Annotated in this window: 18 protein-coding genes; 1 reads left to right on the plus strand and 17 read right to left on the minus strand. The window is 65.8% G+C overall.

Annotated elements, in window-relative coordinates:
• Nucleotides 1-46: 46 nt before the first annotated feature.
• From ABB30_RS11530 to ABB30_RS11600, 16 genes are all read right to left on the minus strand, one after another.
• Entirely contained in the window at nucleotides 47-715 is a 669-nt protein-coding gene (locus ABB30_RS11530; protein WP_057638461.1) for a TadE/TadG family type IV pilus assembly protein, read from the minus strand.
• Complete coding sequence (locus ABB30_RS11535) at nucleotides 712-1,101, minus strand: DUF192 domain-containing protein (RefSeq protein ID WP_083489845.1); 390 nt, start codon at nucleotides 1,099-1,101, stop codon at nucleotides 712-714. Before ABB30_RS11535 ends, ABB30_RS11530 begins: the two co-directional genes overlap by 4 nt.
• A complete protein-coding gene (locus ABB30_RS11540) occupies nucleotides 1,101-1,991 on the minus strand; it encodes a type II secretion system F family protein (RefSeq protein WP_057638462.1) in 891 nt (296 codons plus the stop codon). Before ABB30_RS11540 ends, ABB30_RS11535 begins: the two co-directional genes overlap by 1 nt.
• Nucleotides 1,988-2,836 carry a type II secretion system F family protein gene (locus tag ABB30_RS11545; protein ID WP_057638463.1) on the minus strand — a complete coding sequence of 283 codons (849 nt, stop codon included), beginning with the start codon at nucleotides 2,834-2,836 and terminating at the stop codon, nucleotides 1,988-1,990. Before ABB30_RS11545 ends, ABB30_RS11540 begins: the two co-directional genes overlap by 4 nt.
• Nucleotides 2,833-4,551 carry a TadA family conjugal transfer-associated ATPase gene (locus ABB30_RS11550; RefSeq protein WP_057638464.1) on the minus strand — a complete coding sequence of 573 codons (1,719 nt, stop codon included), beginning with the start codon at nucleotides 4,549-4,551 and terminating at the stop codon, nucleotides 2,833-2,835. Before ABB30_RS11550 ends, ABB30_RS11545 begins: the two co-directional genes overlap by 4 nt.
• 2 nt (nucleotides 4,552-4,553) lie before the next feature.
• Entirely contained in the window at nucleotides 4,554-6,047 is a 1,494-nt protein-coding gene (locus ABB30_RS11555) for a type II and III secretion system protein family protein (protein WP_057638465.1), read from the minus strand.
• A 3-nt stretch (nucleotides 6,048-6,050) separates the two neighbouring features.
• On the minus strand, nucleotides 6,051-6,830 hold the full coding sequence (gene cpaB / locus ABB30_RS11560) for a Flp pilus assembly protein CpaB (RefSeq protein ID WP_057638466.1): 780 nt from the start codon (nucleotides 6,828-6,830) through the stop codon (nucleotides 6,051-6,053).
• Entirely contained in the window at nucleotides 6,827-7,000 is a 174-nt protein-coding gene (locus tag ABB30_RS16625) for a hypothetical protein (RefSeq protein WP_169788487.1), read from the minus strand. Before ABB30_RS16625 ends, cpaB begins: the two co-directional genes overlap by 4 nt.
• 4 nt (nucleotides 7,001-7,004) lie before the next feature.
• Nucleotides 7,005-7,676: a hypothetical protein gene (locus tag ABB30_RS11565; RefSeq protein ID WP_152980721.1), complete on the minus strand. Its 672-nt coding sequence runs from the start codon at nucleotides 7,674-7,676 to the stop codon at nucleotides 7,005-7,007.
• Nucleotides 7,677-7,686: 10 nt separating this feature from the next.
• The gene (locus ABB30_RS11570; protein WP_057638468.1) at nucleotides 7,687-8,514 is read right to left on the minus strand and encodes a hypothetical protein; all 828 of its coding nucleotides are present in this window, start codon (nucleotides 8,512-8,514) and stop codon (nucleotides 7,687-7,689) included.
• Nucleotides 8,511-9,974 carry a pilus assembly protein TadG-related protein gene (locus ABB30_RS11575; protein ID WP_057638469.1) on the minus strand — a complete coding sequence of 488 codons (1,464 nt, stop codon included), beginning with the start codon at nucleotides 9,972-9,974 and terminating at the stop codon, nucleotides 8,511-8,513. The genes ABB30_RS11570 and ABB30_RS11575 overlap by 4 nt, the downstream gene beginning before the upstream one ends.
• A gap of 106 nt (nucleotides 9,975-10,080) precedes the next feature.
• Complete coding sequence (locus ABB30_RS11580; RefSeq protein WP_057638470.1) at nucleotides 10,081-10,359, minus strand: hypothetical protein; 279 nt, start codon at nucleotides 10,357-10,359, stop codon at nucleotides 10,081-10,083.
• Between the two features lie 323 nt (nucleotides 10,360-10,682).
• Nucleotides 10,683-11,555 (minus strand): OmpA family protein, encoded by an 873-nt coding sequence (locus ABB30_RS11585; RefSeq protein WP_057638471.1) that lies wholly within the window; start codon nucleotides 11,553-11,555, stop codon nucleotides 10,683-10,685.
• Nucleotides 11,556-11,860: 305 nt separating this feature from the next.
• Entirely contained in the window at nucleotides 11,861-12,256 is a 396-nt protein-coding gene (locus ABB30_RS11590) for a hypothetical protein (RefSeq protein ID WP_152980723.1), read from the minus strand.
• A gap of 122 nt (nucleotides 12,257-12,378) precedes the next feature.
• The gene (locus ABB30_RS11595) at nucleotides 12,379-13,167 is read right to left on the minus strand and encodes an ABC transporter permease (RefSeq protein WP_057638473.1); all 789 of its coding nucleotides are present in this window, start codon (nucleotides 13,165-13,167) and stop codon (nucleotides 12,379-12,381) included.
• A 4-nt stretch (nucleotides 13,168-13,171) separates the two neighbouring features.
• Nucleotides 13,172-14,119, minus strand: coding sequence for an ABC transporter ATP-binding protein (locus ABB30_RS11600; protein WP_057638474.1), 948 nt, complete (start codon nucleotides 14,117-14,119; stop codon nucleotides 13,172-13,174).
• A 75-nt stretch (nucleotides 14,120-14,194) separates the two neighbouring features.
• On the opposite strand from ABB30_RS11600, the gene ABB30_RS11605 reads away from it, so the two are divergent.
• Nucleotides 14,195-14,962 (plus strand): FAD-binding oxidoreductase, encoded by a 768-nt coding sequence (locus ABB30_RS11605; RefSeq protein ID WP_425477408.1) that lies wholly within the window; start codon nucleotides 14,195-14,197, stop codon nucleotides 14,960-14,962.
• Between the two features lie 117 nt (nucleotides 14,963-15,079).
• Here ABB30_RS11605 and ABB30_RS11610 read toward each other — a convergent pair whose 3' ends face one another.
• The gene (locus tag ABB30_RS11610; protein ID WP_152980724.1) at nucleotides 15,080-18,043 is read right to left on the minus strand and encodes a TonB-dependent receptor plug domain-containing protein; all 2,964 of its coding nucleotides are present in this window, start codon (nucleotides 18,041-18,043) and stop codon (nucleotides 15,080-15,082) included.
• Nucleotides 18,044-18,076 lie beyond the last annotated feature (33 nt).

Raw genomic sequence — 18,076 nt, forward strand, 5'->3', positions numbered from 1 at the left:
ACCGCAGGTGGATGGCAAGGTGTGTTGCTGCCAGGCCCTTGCAGGATCAGCGCAGGTTGTTCTGCTCGTAGACCGGGCTTTGCATGCGCACTTCGGCACTGCTGACCAAGGGCAGGCGGTAGCGTCCACTGATCAGGTCGCGGCGCAGGCGGGTATCCGGGCCTTCGCTGAGCAGGCGCGAGGCACCGACGATGACCCGGTCGACAAACGGCACGATCAGCGGGAAGTCGTACTGGGCCTTGATCCGCAGCACGTTGGCATCCTGGATGTGCACATTGGTCTGGGCGTTGATCGCCCGGTTGCGGTATTGCAGGGTGTCGTTGGGCAGGGCCAGGCGGCCGTCGTACTGGCGTTCGCGGAACTGGTTCCACATCTGCTTGGTCGGGCTGATCACTTCCAGGGTGGCGTGGCCCAGAAGCACCTCGGTTTCGGTCTTGGCCCGCGCTGCCGCCACACCGCCCAGATCCGGGGAGTGGGTCCACAGTGGTACCAGACCGGTGGCCAGACGATCGCGCATTTGTTTGGGGTCGGCGCCGTTGACCGCGCCGGTACGCGCGGCCTGGAAGGTGGCGTAATCCAGGGTCGATTTGGCCCGGTAGATCAGCACCATCTGCAGGATCAGCAACAGCAGGAACAGGAACAGCGGCACCACGATGCAGAACTCGACCATGGACTGGCCGCGCTGGTGACGGGCAAGGCGACGATGCAGGTTCATGGTGTCTCCATGTCGGTGGCGTCGGTCGATGGCGCTGGCGGGGAGGGCTGCCAGTGCAGGGCCTGGCCGATCTGCAGGCCCAGGCCGATCAGGCTGCCGGCCGGCAGTTCCAGGGTGGCATGGGCGCCGCGCAGGCCGGCGGCGCGCCACGGCGGCAGGTTTTCGCGCCAGCCCAGTACCCGCTGCGCGCGGTCCAGGAACACCAGATCCAGCGCATAGCCCATGAAGCAGGTATGCACGCTGGCACAGGGTTCAATCAGCAGGCCCTGCCCGGGCTGCAGCGGCGCGCGCAGCAACAGGCCACGGGCACGCTGGTGCCAGCGCCGGGCATGGCCGACATCGGCCAGCAGGCAGTGACCTTGCCGGTACAGGGCCAGGCGCTGCATTACAGCAACCCCTGGCGGCGTGCTTCGCTGAAAATGAAATAGCCCAGCACGAAGAACACCTGCGGGAAGAAGAACACCACCAGCGGGAACATCATCTTTACCGGAGCTTCCAGGGCCAGCTTTTCTGCCTGCAGGAAGCGCTCCTCGCGCCGCTGCATAGCCTGGGCACGCAGGGATTCGCTCAGGTTTGCACCGACCTTGTCGGCCTGGATCACCGCGCTGGCAAAGCTGGTGATCTGCGCAATGTCCATGCGTTCGGCCATACGCCGCAGTGCCTCGGCGCGGGGCAGGCCGGCGCGCAGGTCACGCAGCATGCGCGCGAATTCCTGCCCCAGCGGGCCGGGTGGGCCACGCAGCACCGCCTGCTCGATGGCCCCGGTGATGTTCAGGCCGGCCTCCACGCTCATGGTGATGAAGTCCAGGAAGGTCGGCAGGTCACGCACCACCTGCTTGCTGCGCAGCTTGCGCCGCTCACCGATCCACATCAGCGGGTACAGCCAGCCCAGCGGCAGGCCGAAGGCAAAGCACATCAGCAGCAGGACCGGCTCCAGCTTGCCCATCACCAGCGGGAACAGCATCAGCAACAGGCCGATGCTGATGGCGGCCACCACCCGGGTGCCATACAGCTCTTCCGGGCTGAGCACGTAATCCTGGCCTGCCGCCTGCAGGCGCTTGTGGGCACTTTCCAGCTGTGCGGCCGACAGCCGCGGGCCGATCAGCTGGGTTGCCGCCTGCACCAGTGGCCAGAGCAGGCGCAGCACCGGCGGCAGTGGGTCCTGATAGTTGCGGTCCACCACCGGCACCGCCTGCAGCAGGCCGCGGATGCCCAGCAGGGTCAACACCACGGTGGAGGCGGCGGCCAGGCCGACCAGTACGAGTATCCAGGTCATATGTCGATCGCCATGATCTTCTGGCAGAACTTGTAGCCGATGAATTCCAGCACCGAGCAGATTGCAATCAGGCCCCAGCCGATCGGCTCGTGCAGCAGCCCGCCCATGGTTTCGGGGTAGGCAAAGTACAAAAAACCACCGATGCCGACCGGCAGCAGGGCCATCACGATGCCCTGCAGCTTGCCCTGCGAGGTCAATGCCTTGACCTTGCCTTCCATCATCAACTTGCGGCGCAGGGTATCGGCCAGGGTGGCCAGGGTTTCGGCCAGGTTGCCGCCGACTTCGCGCGAGATGCACACCGCCGCGACGAACAGCTTCACATCGGGCAGGGGGACGCGTCTGGCGAAGTTTTCCAGCGCTTCTTCGGTACGCACACCCATGTGCTGCTCGCGCAGGATCAGCGACAGCTCCTGGGCCAGTGGTGGCACCCCGTCCTTGGCCAGGGTCTCCAGCGCCGGGTTGAAACCGACACCGGCGCGCAGGCTGCTGGCCAGCATCATCAGGCCATCGGGCAGTTGCTGCTGGATCTTGTTGATGCGGCGCTGGCGCAGCACGCGGTAGGCATGGCGCGGCACCGTGGCCAGGAACAGCAGGGCCACCGCGGGCAGGAACCAGCCACCGCTGAGCAGCCACAGCAGCAGCGGAATGCCCACCACCGCCACCGCATAGCTGACAAACAAGGCCCCTTCATTGACGAACAGGAACATGTCGGCCAGGTTGAGCTTGGCCTGGTCCATGAAGCTGGCCCGGTAGCGGGCCATGAAACGGTCGCCGGCCTGCACTGCAACCACGGCCAGCAGGCTGACGCTGACAAAGGCCATGGCGGCCACCAGCCACAGCATCATGGGCCATTCTCCGGGTTGCGGAAGATGCCCATGTCCACCGCCACGCCGCGGTTGGCCAGTTCCTCGTAGAACTCGGGCACCGCACCGGTGGCGCGGAACTCGCCGACCACCTTGCCGTCGGCGCCGGCACTGGCGCGGGTCTGGAAGGCGAAGATGTCCTGCAGCTGGATGGTGCCGCTTTCCATGCCGGTGATTTCGGAAATATGGGCCACCTTGCGCGAGCCGCAGGGGAAACGCTTCTGGTGCACGATCAGGTCCACTGCCGAGGAAATCTGCTCGCGCACCACGGTCATCGGCAGCTCCATGCCGGCCATCATCACCATCACCTCGATACGCGAGATCGCCTCGCGCGGGCTGTTGGCGTGGGCGGTGGTCAGCGAGCCCTCATGGCCGGTGTTCATCGCCTGCAGCATGTCCAGCGCCTCGCCACCACGGCATTCGCCGACCACGATGCGGTCCGGGCGCATGCGCAGGGCGTTCTTGACCAGGTCGCGGATGGAGATGTGGCCCTTGCCTTCCATGTTCGGTGGGCGCGCCTCCAGGGCCACCAGGTTGGGCTGCACCAGCTTCAGCTCGGCCGCATCCTCGATGGTGACCACGCGGTCGGTATCGGGAATGAAGTTGGACAGGATGTTGAGCAGAGTGGTCTTGCCCGAGCCGGTACCACCGATCACCACGATGTTCTTGCGCTCGCGCACGGCCATGATCAGAAACTGCAGCATCGCCGGTGACAGCGAGCCGAAGCGCACCAGGTCTTCGCCGACCAGCTTGTGCTTGGGGAATTTTCGGATCGAGATAGACGGCCCGCGCAGGGCCACCGGCGGGATCACCGCATTGACGCGCGAGCCGTCCTTCAGGCGCGCATCGACCAGGGGCGAGCTTTCATCGATGCGCCGGCCCAGCGGCGTGACGATGCGCTCGATGGCCGACAGCACCGCGCGGTCATCGGTGAAGTTGACCGCCGACTTCACGATCTGGCCGCCGCGTTCGATGAAGATCATGTCGTGCGCGTTGACCATGATTTCGGTCACCGTTGGGTCATCGAGCAGGTCTTCCAGCGGGCCCAGGCCGATCGCCTCGTCCAGCACCTCCTTGGCCAGCCGGCGTGGATTGATGCTCTTGGGCAGGTCGGAAAACTCCCGGCTCATCACATCATCAATCAGCTTGATGGTGGTGCTGCGCAGGGTTTCATCGTCCATGCCGCGCACATCGACCCGGCGCAGGTCCATCTGCTTGACCAGGGCCTTGTGCACGCTGGCCCGGTAGCTGGTCATGTCCGCTGGCAGCTCGCCGGGATGGGCGAGCTGCTGGCCGGTGTCCGGTGGCGATGGTGGCGCAGGCGGTGGCGGGCTGTGCGCCGGGGAGGGCATTGCTGCCGCAGCTGCCTGGGCCGCGTGCACGGCAGGTGCCGGTGCCGGCGGTGCTTCGTCGATGACCTGCAGGCGATAGTCGCCGATCTCGATGCGGTCACTGTCCTGCAGCGGCCCCTGCAGGCCGTTGACCCGCTTGCCATTGAGGTTCAGCGCCGCGCGGCCTTCCAGCTGTTCGATGTGCAGGCCATCGGCAAGCCGGCGGATCAACGCATGCTGCTGGCCGATGCTCCAGCCCTGCAGCATCACCAGGTTGGCATCACCGCGGCCGATGCCGCACTCGTTGTGCAGGCAACGGATCTGGCGTTGTTCGCGGTTTGGGGTGTCGACAAGGATCCTGAACATGGTTACGGCACGAACTGCTGCTGGCGCGGCGGCAACTGCTGCAGGCCCTGCTGCCGGTAGGACTCGCCCTGTTCGATCATCTGCTGGTTGAGCTCCGAGCCCGGGGTGATGATGCGCGGGGTGACGAACATCACCAGCTCGGTCTTGTTGCCGCGGAAGGCATCGGAGCGGAACAGCTTGCCCAGCACCGGGATGTCGCCCAGCAGCGGCAGCTTGTCCACACTCTGCGCGGCCTGGCTGTCGACCAGACCGGAAATGACGATGGTATCGCCGGCGCGTACGTTGAGTTCGGATTCGCTGCGGCGGGTCAGGAAACCGGGCACACCCATCGCGCTGACGCTGGGGTCGACACGGCTGACTTCGGCCAGCAGGGTGGTGGAAATCTCCTCGCTGCCGTTGACCACCGGGGCGATGTCCAGCTTGATGCCGTATTCCTTGAATTCGATCGCATACTGGCCAAAACCCTGCGGAATCGGGATCGGTACCTCGCCACCGACCAGGAACTTGGCCGAGCCGCCGGAGCGGGCGCTGAGCTTGGGGCTGGCCAGCAGCACGGCCTTGCCCTGGTTCATCATCAGGTTGATCTGCGAGGTGATCGAGGTGGCAATGCCGAAATAGCCCAGGGTGCCGGGCAGGCGGCTGGGCAGGTCCTGCAGATTGTCGAACGGGGCAGCGCCGGGCAGCAGGCGGAAGTAGTCATTGCGCTGCATGTCCTTCAGCCAGGCCCCGCCGGGGCCGTTGATCACGTTGTCCCACTTGATTCCCAGTTCTTCCAGGGCGGTGGTGTTGAACTCCATGATCTGCACATCCATCATCACCATCGGCCGCATGCCCACCGGGTCGGCCGAGGTGAAGTCCAGCAGTTGCGGATAGATGTCCTTCAGGTCCTTCAGGCGGGTGGACAGGGCCGGGTGCACATCCTTGCCGGTGACCACCACGCGGTCGGCGATCACATGCACCTCGATGTTGTCCATGTCCGCCAGCAGCATGCGCACGGTATCGGCCACCGCATGGGCATTGGCAGTGCCGACCACGATCGGCACGCTGTACTGGCGCCCGTCTTCCATCCACAGGTGCAGGGTGCTGTTGCCTTCCTTCTTGGCAATCACCACCACCTCGTTGCGGCCGATGTTGGTGACATCGACGATCTCGCCGTTGCCCACTGCCACCCGCTTCAGCGAGCCGCCGATGCTGTGCACCGCAGTTTGCCCGGGGAACAGGTTCAAACGGGCCGGCAGCGGCTGCACGCTGCTGGCATGGGCCTGGCGTGACTGTGCGGCGCTGGCCGGGGCCGGGAAGCTGCGGGCCGGCACCAGGGCGTTGTTGGCGGCCGGTGCGCTGGCTGCCGGTGCGGCGGGCAGGGCGAATACGGCCATGGGCTGCACCGCCGAAGGTGCGGTGGCCGGGGCAGGAAGCTGTTGTGCGTGGGCAGCAGAAGCGACACAGGCAAGCAGGCAGGCGACGCTACGCAGTCGCTTGGCGTTACGGTTGGACATGACTCAGTTGCTTCCTCCAAGGATGTACTGCACGCCAGCCTGGTCATCATCACCAGCGCCCAGCAGTTGTTTCTGGGTGACCTCGTCGAGCAGGAACGGCCGCCGGTCTTCGCTCTGGCGCAGCATCACGCGCAGGCTGCCGGCCTTGTCGGCCACGGTCAGGCGCTGGGCATCGGCAGGGGTGAGCTCCAGGCTGACGCTGGCATAGCCGGCATTGGATTCATCCAGCGGGGTCTCGCCGACGCGGGTGCCGGTGGCCAGAACCAGCACGTTTTCCAGCAGCGGCATCACCCGCGCACCGTGCTTGTCATCATCAACGGTGAGCAGGATGTCGACATGGTCACCGGGGATGACCATGCCGGAGATCGAATTGTTCTCGTCCACACTCAAGGTGTAGGCCACATTGCCCTTGGCAATCACCGCGGAAAACTGCTCGTACAACGGCACCAGGGCGGCGGCGCTGATCGGCGCGCCCTGGCGGATCGGTGCGCGCAGCATGCGGCCCAGGTGCTGTTCGTAGTTGTCCGGGGTGATCACATCGGCCGGCACCAGGTCCGGCGCCACCGGGCGCACGGCCAGGTCGTCAGGCTGCAGGATCTGACCGGCGGCAATGTCGCGGGTGGGCACGGCCACGGACATGGTGATTTCTTCGGGCACCGCGGTGCGGGCGCTCACGGTGCGTTGCACATAGCTCACGGCCAGTACCGCGGCCAGGATGCCGATCAGCACGGCGACCAGCAGGAAGACCAGATTGCGGTTGAGTTGCAGTTTTACGGCTTTCATATCCATCCAAGCGACAAGGCGTAAGTGAAACTGGTGTAGGCATCGCGCAGGGCATCAATCAGCTGGGCAATGACGTTGGGCCGAGCCAGCAGCACCAGGGCGGCGAGGGCGGCGACGATGCAGTACTCCACGGTGGCGGCGCCGTATTGGCGACGGTTGATCGGAGGCATGGCGTTACCTGCGCATCTGGTTGGCGACGATTTCGGTGTGCTGGGCGGCGCGGTTGAAGGTCATGCTGAGCACCTCGCTGCCGCGCTGGTAGCCGGCCTGGCACTGCACCGCCATGACGCTGCAGCGGTGCTGGCCATCGTCTTTCCAGCCTTGTTGCTGCAGGCGGGCGCGGTACCACTCCCAGGCCTGGTAGGTGGACTGCGGTGATTCCAGCGCAATCGTGCGTCCGGGGTTGTCGTGGTAGCGGGTGTCGGAAATCACCTGGCTGCGCTCCGGCTGCGGGAAGCCATGGCCGGGTGCATGTCCCGGTTCACGGCCGAGCAGCTCGGTGATGCCCAGCTGCACCTGGCTGCCACTACTGCCGCCGCGCACGTCCAGAGTGATGAAGTGACCGCCTTGCTGGTAGGCGATGATCTGGCGGTCGCCGAATTCGGTGACCTTGGCCTGGCCCTTCCAGTGGCGTTGATAGAAGCCGATAACCTGGGCCGGGCTCATCCCGGTGTGGAAACGCGAGACCCGCATCGGCACGTTGTTGTGGACCATGTGGCTGGACACCAGCTCGCCCTGGGCGTGCTCCGGCAGGGGCACGCTGGGCCAGTTGCCGGCATCGGCGGGCTGCGGGGAAAGTAGCCAGGCCAGCAACAACGGCAGGCTGAAAGTGAAGGATCGAACCATGCCGGGCCGCTTATTGGGCCGGCGCATTGCGCGGCAGTTTGTCGGTCGGGGTCACATCCGGTTCCACCAGGCCCACATCCAGCTCGCCAATCACGCCGAAGATCGGCAGGGCGCTGACAAAGTCCAGCTCGGGCACATACTCGGCCAGGGCCGCGGTCGGGCTGAGCGAGCGCACCTGGCTGACCACCGAGCGCCGCAACGGGTTGCGGTCATTCCAGCGCCCCGGGCCGGAGGCATTCCATGCATCCACCAGCAGGGTGCTGCGGGTGTCGATGCTGACCTGCATGCTGTCAAACGGGTTGAGGAAGCGGTTGGTTGTGCCGCTGCGGTAGCGCAGCTGGTCCGGCTTGACCTGGCTGTGGGCGGTCACCAGGCCATTGCGGTTGGGCGGAAAATCGCCCGGGATCACCCCCATCAAGGCGCCCAGGTTGCCCATGAAACCGCTGTCGGCGGCATTGGCATAGCGCTGCAGTACGATGCCATCGGCGTTGAGCAGTGGCCGGTTGGAATAGGTGTTGAGCATGGCATCGTCAAGCCGGTTGCTGCCGCTGGTGGTGCTGATGCGCGAGTCGACCACCGCGTCCGGGCCGGCATGGAAGCGCCCCAGCAGGCGCTGGCGCATCTGGTTGCTGTCCGGCACCGTGCCCGGATCGGCCACACTGGCTTCCCAGACCGCGGCGCGGGTCATTTGTGCGGCGGTGTGGCGCATGTAGGCGTACTTGCCCAGGATCGGTACCAGCAGCAACAGCGGCACCACCACCAGGCAGGCGATGGCCACCTCGACCAGGCTCTGGCCGCGTTGGCGTGCGGGTGTGGTCCTTGCCGGATGCTGGCTCACGGCATGGCCCCGAGCAGGCGGGCAATACCGGTGGGGGTTTCCACCAGGCGTGCCTGCCAGTACGGGTTGAACAGGTTGCCGACCTCCAGCTTGCGGTCACCGCGGGCAAAGGCGGTCAAGGCGAAGGGACGGTTGAAGTAGACCTGGGCACTGGCCAGGGCGCTGACATCGCCACCATGGGTCTTGTCGGTCAGCGCCATCTGCCCGGCACCCATGCCGTCGATGTGCGGGCTGGTGCGCGACATGGCCTGGGCCGACTGCACGTGCAGGGTGAACACCGGGCCGACCGTGTCCTTGTCGGCGTTGTTGTTGCGCGGGTCGTTGTTGCTGGCCGTGCCCTTGCCATCGGCCACATCGTAGTAATCGCGCAGGCCGTCATAGCCGGTGAAGAAGCTGCCGCTGCGGTTGCCGCCCACATTGGGGTCGCGGTTGGCATTGCGCACCAGGGTGCGCCCGGTCTGGCGGCGGGCATCGCCGTAAGGGCGATGCAGGCGGTTGTTGTCCCAGCCATCGCGCCAGCCGTTGCCGTTGTTGATGCCCCACAGGAAGGTCTGGTTCTGGTAGTTCTTCACTGCCTGCGCACCGCCCCAGCCCAGCGGGAGGTCCAGATCGTCCATCGGCCAGGGCAGGCTGACCTCCAGCGACAGCGTGTCCACCGCTGCCCACTGGCGATAGCCGACCATGTCGGTACCGCCGGCCTGGTTCAGGCGCAGCGGCCACAGGCCGGCGTCCTTGTCGCGGGTGCGCGAGAAGCGGTCGCGTGACTTCATCACCACGTTGCGGAAGCGGTCGGCGCCGGTGGCGGTACCGGTCTGCGGGATGCGGTGCAGGGTGGTGAAGGTATTGAAGGCCTGGTGCAGCTGGGTGGTGAGCTGGGCACTGCCGGCGGCACTGAGGCGTGCACCGGGGGCGTTGGCTTCCACGATCTGGCCGGCGAACTTGATCGCATCCACACTGCGGGTGGCGGTGTTGAACAGCAGCCGGGTGCCATTGGCCAGGGTGCCGTTGATCAGGTCCAGGCCGTTGATGGCCAGCTGGAAGGCCTGGCGGATCAGCGGGCGCACCTGGCCCAGGGCCACATCGATGGCCTGGAACACACGCGCCAACACCGCCGCAACCTGGCCGATATAGGGCACCCACGAAATCATGTTGAGGGTGGTCTTGATGTTGCGCGAAGTCTTGTGCACCTGGTTGAGCCAGGAATACATGCCCACCATCTGCGCCACGGCCACTTCGTTGGCCACGCGGGCGCGGTTGCCGTAGGCGGCGAAGTTCAGGGCACGTGCCTGCTGCACGGCCACACTGTAGGCAGCAGCATCGGCGGCATTCACCAGCTGGGTTTTGCGGGCCAGGCTTTGCTGGTTGCTGAACATCACCAGCACGCCCACGCTGAGCACGGCCAAAAACGCCACCGACAGGATCAAGGCCTGGCCACGTTGTTTGCGGGGATGCTGGGACATGCGGGTTGCTCGATTGATGGGCATGAACGCGCTGCCTGCTGGAGTGCCACAAGGGAATGCCCTTGCTGACCTTCATCGAGAAGGACAGCAGGGGCCGGGGCGGTGATTACTTCGGCTCGTTGCCGTTGTAGGAATTCAGGCCCTTCTTTTCCTTGGCCTGTTCTTTGGCGAAGTTGGATTGGTTGTTGGCGTGTCCAATCATTTCGCGTGAGCTGTTGGCATCGCCGGCAAGTTCGTTTGCCATGCCGGCAACCTGCGAACGCACGGTGCCGCCGAAGAAGGTGAACACGCCGATCGCGGCGATCGCGATCAGTGCCACGATGATGATGTACTCGGTCATGCCCTGGCCACGCTGCTTGCGGCCCAAACGACGATTGATGCTCATGCTGGTTCTCCTTGTGCCAGTACGGCTGTGGCTGTCACCAGCCTGTATCCCCCTGGCGTGGTTGGACGTGCGGGATGCCGCCGACGAGCGTTTCCTTGTCGCGACGGCCGGCAGCGTATGAGTCGCAAATGAACGATTCAATACAAAACGCCAATCAATTGACGTTCCTGTGATTCGGTTTTGGAATTGCCGGTGAGGCCGATCACACTTTGCTGGATCTGTTTTTTCAGTTGCCGACGCATGCTGTCAGTGTGCCGACGCTGTTGGTCAGCACAAAAAAAGCCACCGCAAGCGGTGGCTTTCGATCAACACGCGCGGGTCTTTTATTGTTTGACCAGCTCGACCCGGCGGTTCTTTGCCTTGCCCTCGGCGCTGCTGTTGTCGGCCAGCGGGCGGCTGTCGCCAAAGCCCTCGGCACTGAGTCGGTCAGCGTCAATGCCGGCCGCCACCAGGGCGGCCACCACGCTGGCGGCGCGTTGCTGTGACAGCTGCAGGTTGTGTGCGCTGTTGCCGCTGTTGTCGGTATGGCCGTTGATGGCCAGGCGCAGTGCCGGGTCGGATGCCAGCAGCTGGCTGACCTGGGCGATCTGCGCCTGCGAAGCGGGCAGGATCTGCGCGCTGTCGGTGGCGAAGTTGACCTGGATGTCGACCTTGCCGGTTTGCGCCAGTGCCTGCTGCAGGGCATCGGTGGGCAGCAGGCTGGCGGTGATGGACACCGCCTGGCTCTCCACGATGGTCAAGCCACCGGAGAAGCCTGATCCACCCAGGTAGACCCAGATTTCATGCTCGGGCCGGCGGATGACCCAAGTGCTGATGGTCTGGCCGAAGATGCCCGACAGCCCGGCGTTGTAGTTGACCAGGATCTGCCCGGGAGCCTGTTCGATTTCCTTGATGGCGGCTTCCGGCACCACCGAACGGGTGACCAGATGACCGCCTGCCTGGGCGATCACGGCATCCAGGTTGGCCTGCAGTTCGAGCAGGGAGAAATCATCGGTCTTGGCCGGCGTATGCACATCGGCTGACCACACCTTGCCCTGTACCCATTGCAGGTGGTCACCGGTCCAGAACGGCAGACGATCAAAGCGCTTTTCCTGCAGTTTGCGTACCTGGTAGCCGCTGGGCAGCTGCAGGTAGGGGAAACTTCCCAGCGCTACTTCGCTGACGGACAGTGCGTTGATGTCAAACTCCGGCGTCATGGTCGCGGCAGCAGCGGGCTCCGGGCCTTGCGAGGCATTGTCGGCAGCGGCACGCTCTGCTGGCAGTGCGGCTGCCCCAGCCGTTGCGGTTTCGGGCTGCCCACCACCGCAGGCGCTGAGCAGGAGGACGGGAACAAGCAGGGCAGAGGCTGCCTTGATGGCGGAGTTCTTGTGCACAGGGGGACTTCCTCGGGATGTGAGCCATGGCTGCCACAACGGCAAAGGGCGGCAGACGGCGGGGAATCGGCGCGCAATCATGGCCGCCAGCGGTATCACGCCAGCGGCCGATGAGTGATCAGGCAGGCTCAGAGCGCCTGCCGCAGGCGCTGGGCCAGGCCCTGGCAGGTGGCCTGGTCGGGCTTGAGCTGCTGCTGGTCGCGCACGACCTGCATGTGCTGGCTGCCCAGTACGAAGCCCTGGTCAAAGCGCTGGCCGGCACCGGCCTGGCCGCCGGCATCGCTCAAGGCCTGGCGCTTTTCGTGGTTGTAGAACACGGTCAGCGGTTGTTCGCCGGCACCGCACACGCGCATGTTGGCCACCAGGGCCGCGGTGACATAGCCCTGTTCGGCGAGCGCATCTTCGGGGACTTCGAAGCTGGCCGAATCCACCGGGGCGCTCGTATCCGGGTTGGCGTTCTGGGCGCTGGCGGTGCCGCCGGCGAGCAGGCCGGCCAACAGCAGCAGAGCGGTACGCAGGATCATGCTGTTCATTCCTTTGCAGAGCAGAAGCGGCAATGCCGCGGCGCTGGCGAGCATAACAACAGAAAAAAAGCCGGGGCCCTCGCAGGCCCCGGCTTTGCTTTCACTCTGTGACCCAGCTCACGTCAGCTGCGCATGCCGGTACCGCGGCCCAGCAGCCACAGCGAGACCGAGGCCAGGGCGGCGATGAAGGCCAGCATCAGCGCATAGGCCACCCACAGCGGCACGTCCGAGGTGCCCAGCAGGCCGTAACGGAAGGCATTGACCATGTAGAAGATCGGGTTGGCGTGGGTGGCGGCCTGGGCCCAGCCCGGCAGCAGGGTGATCGAGTAGAACACGCCGCCGAAGTAGGTCAGCGGGGTCAGGATGAAGGTCGGCACGATGGCGATGTCATCGAACTTCTTGGCATACACCGCATTGAGGAAGCCGGCCAGGGCGAAGATGGTGGCACCCAGCAGCACCGTGGACAGGGTGATCAGCGGGTGGGCCACACGCACATCGGTGAACAGACACGCGATGACCATGACAATGCCGCCGACCATCAGCCCGCGCAGCACCGCACCGGCCACATAGCCGGCCAGGATCACCCAGTTGGGCATCGGGCTGACCAGCAGCTCCTCGATGTGGCGGCCGAACTTGGCGCCGAAGAAGGAGGAGGCGATGTTGCCGTAGCTGTTCTGGATCACGCTCATCATCACCAGGCCGGGGACGATGAACTCCATGTACGAGTAGCCGCCCATCTCACCGATGCGGCTGCCGATCAGGCCACCGAAGATCAGGAAGTACAGGGTCATGGTGATGGCCGGCGGCACCAGGGTCTGGCCCCAGATGCGCAGGATGCGGTTGACCTCGCGGCGGATGATGGTGCCCAGCGCGACCAGGTTGGCGCGGCCGGTGGAAACGGTGGTGGTCATCGGGTCAATCCTTCTTGCCGGTCAGGCGCACGAACAGTTCTTCCAGGCGGTTGGAGCGGGTCCGCATCGAGCGCACCTGCACCCCGGCCTGGCCCAGGGCGGTGAACACGCCGACCAGGTCCATGGCGCGAGGCTTGTCCAATTCCAGGGTGTGGGCATTGCGCACCACCAGGCTGGCGCCCTCGATCAGCGGCAGGTCGGCCGGCAGATCGCCGTCGGTGTCGAGCACGAAGCCTTCCACGTCCAGGGTGGCCAGCAGCTCGCGCATCGGCGCCTGCTGCACGATCTGGCCGCGGTCGATGATGGCCACGTTGCGGCACAGCTGTTCGGCTTCTTCCAGGTAATGGGTGGTCAGGATGATGGTGGTGCCATCGCGGTTGATCTGCTCCAGCACCCGCCACATGTCGCGGCGGATCTCGATGTCCACACCGGCGGTGGGTTCATCCAGGATCAGCAGCTGCGGCCGGGTCATCATCGCGCGGGCAATCATCAGCCGGCGCTTCATGCCGCCGGACAGCGTGCGGCTGATCATGTGCGCCTTTTCCCACAGGTGGGCGCGCTTGAGCTCTTCCTCGGCGCGGACCAGGGCAGTGGCGCGGTCAATGCCATAGAAGCCGGCGTAATTGACCAGGATGTCGATCGGCTTTTCAAACAGGTTGAAGTTGATTTCCTGCGGCACCAGGCCGACCAGACGCATGGCCGCACCGCGCTGCTGCTGCAGGTCCACCCCGAACACTTCCACCGAACCTTCGCTCAGGTTCACCAGCGAGGAGATGATGCCGATCATGGTCGACTTGCCGGCACCGTTGGGGCCGAGCAGGGCGAAGAAATCACCCGGGGCGACTTCCAGGTCGATGCCCTTCAGGGCCTGGACGCCGTTGTCGTAGCGCTTGGTCAGCCCGCGTACGCGCAGGGCAGGAGAATCAGGGGAAGCGGCAGCAGTGGCAGACACCGGGAAGCCTTTGGCCCTTGGGGCCGGAAGCGGTCAAATCGGCGGCTATTATAGGTGGCCTTGCCGGCAGGGCCGGTGTCACACAGTGTTCTGTTTGCCGTGTCGCCAGCCTTTGACATCCTCCTGACCGGGCGCGAGCAGCTTGCCCCGAACCTGTTGATCCTGCGTTTTGCCCGTGCCGATGGCCAGCCGTTGCTGCACCAGCCCGGGCAGTTCATCCAGCTCAACCTGGTCGATGCCCAGGGCAATGCCCAGCGCCGCAGCTATTCGCTGTCCAGCCGCAGTGACCGCCCCTTGAGCGACCACCAGTTCGAGCTGGCCATCAGCCTGGTGCCCGGTGGGCTGGCTGCCGGCCAGCTGGCCAGTGCCCTGCCGGGCAGCGTGTTTTCGGCCAGCGGGCCGCTGGGGCGGTTTGTGCTGCCGGCCAGCGATCGCAATGGCCGCTACCTGCTGCTGGCCACCGGCACCGGGGTGTCGCCCTACCGCGGCATGCTGCCGCAGCTGATGGCGCGGATGCAGGACGGGGTGCAGGTGGTGCTGCTGCATGGCGCGCGCAGCGCCGCCGAGCTGCTGTATGTCGACGAATTCGTGCAGCTGGCCGCGCAGCAGCCCCGTTTCCGCTACCTGCCATGCCTGTCGCGGCAATGGCCGGTGGACCTGCCCGGGGCGGTGCAGGGCCATGTGCAGCAGCAGCTGGCCACGCTGGCGCCGGACCCGGGCAATGACATCGCCTACCTGTGCGGCAACCCGGGCATGGTCGATGCCGGTTTTGCCGCCCTGCGCGAAGCCGGTTTCGGCATGCCGCGGCTGCGCCGCGAGAAGTACCTCAGCCTGTCGGCCTGAGCAGGTGCGCCGCCGGGGGCGCAGCGATACCAGCACACAACGAAAAACCGCCCCGGGGTACGGGGCGGTTGATCGCCGGCGGCCAATCCTGCCCGGCCGCCGTGTCTCAGTGCGGGATCAGAAGGTCCAGTTCCAGCTCAGGCTGTAGCTGCGGCCCACCACGTCATACACGGTGTTGTTGGCATAGATGCCCGGCTCGCCGAAGCCCATGTACGGCGGCAGGGTATCGCCCAGGTTCTGTACTGCCAGGTTCAGGGTCTGGCCCTTGCCCAGGCGGTAGCGCAGCGACAGGTCGTAGTAGGTGCGCGAAGGCACGTCATTGTTGTCGTACTGCTCGGCCGAGGTGGCGTTGACATCGGCCTTGCCCGCCCCGTGGTGGCGGGTGTTCAGGGCGATGCCCCAGTTTTCCAGGTCGTAGCTGGTGGCCAGGGTGGCGCGGAAGTGCGGGTTGGTATAGCTGCCATCACTGACCACGTTGCCAGATGCAATGCCCGGGGTGGTCTCGGTGACGTTGTCACGCAGCCAGGTACCGGTGAAGCGCAGGCCCAGGCGGCCCGGACCGATGTCCACGTGGTAGTTGGCGCCGACATCGATGCCACGGGCGTACAGGCGCGAGACATTGGCCTGCTGCGCCTTGACCCACAGCGGGGCGCCGGCCGGCAGAGTGATGCCGTGCTCGCTGGTGGGCACATCCGGGGTCTGGTTGCGGCCGTGCGCGGCACAGTACGGGTTGTTGATGCTGGGCAGGTCCACGCACAGGCGCAGGATGTTGGTGTAGGAGATCTGGGTGATCACATCGGTGATGTCGATGTCCCAGTAATCCACGGTCAGGTCGAAGTTGCGCAGGAACGAGGGCTGCCAGACAAAGCCGATGGTCAGGCTGTCGGAGGTTTCCGGGGCCAGGTCGGGGTTGCCGCCGGTGGTGATGTGCGGGCCGGTCTTGATGTCCGGCAGCGGCGTGGTCACGCCCAGGGCCAGGCAGTTGGCGGCGCGGGTCGGCGAGGCGTGGTAGTCACCGGCCTCGCACGGATCGGTGATCGAACCGGTGGTGGTGCTGGTGAACACCGGCTCGTACAGCTCGCCGAAGTTGGGCGTACGTACGCTGCGCGAACGCACGCCGCGGATGGCCAGGCCTTCGATCGGTTCCCAGATCAGGCCGGCCTTCCAGGCATCGGTGGCCCCGACGGTGGTGTAGTCCGAATAGCGGTAGGCCAGCTCCAGGTCCACGCGGCGGGCAAAGGCCTTGTCGGCCAGCACCGGCACCAGCAGCTCGCCGAACACCTCGCCCACTTCATAGCCTTCGTCCAGCTGCGAGCGGGCACCCGGGCCGCCGCCGTAGACCAGCTCGCCGGACAGGGCCAGCGGGTCATCGCTGTTCTTCAGGGTTTCCTTGCGGTATTCGGCGCCGAGGGCAAAGCCGAGCGAGCCGGCCGGCAGGGTGAAGGCGGTGCCGCTGACTTCTGCCCCGGCCACCAGCTGGGTGGTGGTGCGGTGTTCGTCACGGTCATCGAGCACCCAGTCCAGCAGTTCGCGGCTGGGCTTTTCGGTGCTGAAGATGTTCAGCGGGATGCAGCCGGCCGCACGTGCGGCCTCGTCGCGGCAGACCGGCAGGCCATTGGCCCCGGTGGTGACATCACGCGCGGCCAGCCAGCGCGATTTCACCGGCACGTTGCCCTGCACCGCGTGGTCGGTGACCTCGCCGTACTGGGCAAACACGTTCCAGCCGACGTAATCGCTGAAGCGGCCGCCCAGTTCGCTGCCCACGGTCAGGGTCTTGCGGTGGTGCTCTTCGCTGCGCACCGGGAAGTTGCCGTAGGTACGGTCGATGCTCAGCGCGCTAAGGCCCTTGTCCAGCATCAACTGGCGGATCGAATCGGGCAGGAATGGGTTGTCCAGGTAGGCCTTGGCACTGCCCACGCCCATGAAGGTGGTGCGGGTGTCGTCGCGGTAATAGGTACCGGCACCGTCGTAATTGCTGCGCGCGTAGTTGAACCAGGCGCCGTAGTAGAGGTTGTCGTTGATGTCGAAATCGACCCGGCCCATCACCGAGGTGGATTCGTTGCCGCCCAGCAGCTGGTGCATGTCGGTCAGGTTGCGGCCATCGCCGCCACTGCCCAGCGAGAACTGCGAGGGTGCCTTGTCCAGGTAGATGTCATACACCATCGGGCGGATGCTGCCGCCGTCGGTGAGCATGTAGCGGGTCTTCTCGTCGGCCAGCCAGAAGTTGGGCTCGTAGGCGTAGTAATGCTGGCGGTAGTTCCAGACGTGGGCACGGTCGGGGATGCCGTCGGCCGCGCCGGTGTTGGCCGGGTTGGGCAGGGTCATCGGCTGGTCACGCCAGTCGAAGCGGTCGCCACGGTACAGCGCATCATTCTGCGCATAGGTCGCGCCGAGGCTGACCCGGCCGCGGCCTTCGGCAAACTTGAAGCCGGTGGCGGCAGACAGGGTGTGGTGCTGGGCATCGCCACGCTCGGACAGGCCGGCGCTGGCCGACAGCGTGGTCTGTTCGATGTCCTTCTTGGTGATGATGTTGACCGCGCCGGTAACCGCGTCGGCACCGTACACCGCCGCCGCGCCGCCGGTGACCACTTCCACCCGCTCGATCATGCCCAGCGGGATGGTGCTGATGTCCACCGCCGAGGAGCGCGCCGAGGCCGAGACGCGGCGCTTGCCGTCGATCAGGGTCAGGGTGCGGTTGGTGCCCATGTTGCGCAGGTTGATCGAGGCGATGCCCGAATCCCAGCCGGACGGGCCGCTGGCCAGGCTGGTGCCCACGCCGATGGCCGGGTTCTGGGCCAGGGCGCTGTAGGCATCGGTGGCACCGAAACGCAGGGCTTCGTCCATGCGCACCACGCTGATCGGCATCGGCGTGACCAACTCCGGGCGGGCAATGCGCGAACCGGTGACAACCACGCTGTCCAGGGTGGCGGCATCACTGCCGGCATCGGCGGCAACGGCTTGCGCGGCAGAGGTGGCCGGGGCCGGGGCAACATCCGTGGTGGCTTGGGCCTGTGCGGCGGGCGACAGGCAGAACAGGGCCACGGCAATGCCGGCAGCCAACGGGCAAACTTCAGAGCGCAAGACATCTACCTCGCAAAAAGGGTGGCAAACATT

Source organism: Stenotrophomonas ginsengisoli, assembly GCF_001431485.1.
GTDB classification, from domain to species: domain Bacteria; phylum Pseudomonadota; class Gammaproteobacteria; order Xanthomonadales; family Xanthomonadaceae; genus Stenotrophomonas; species Stenotrophomonas ginsengisoli.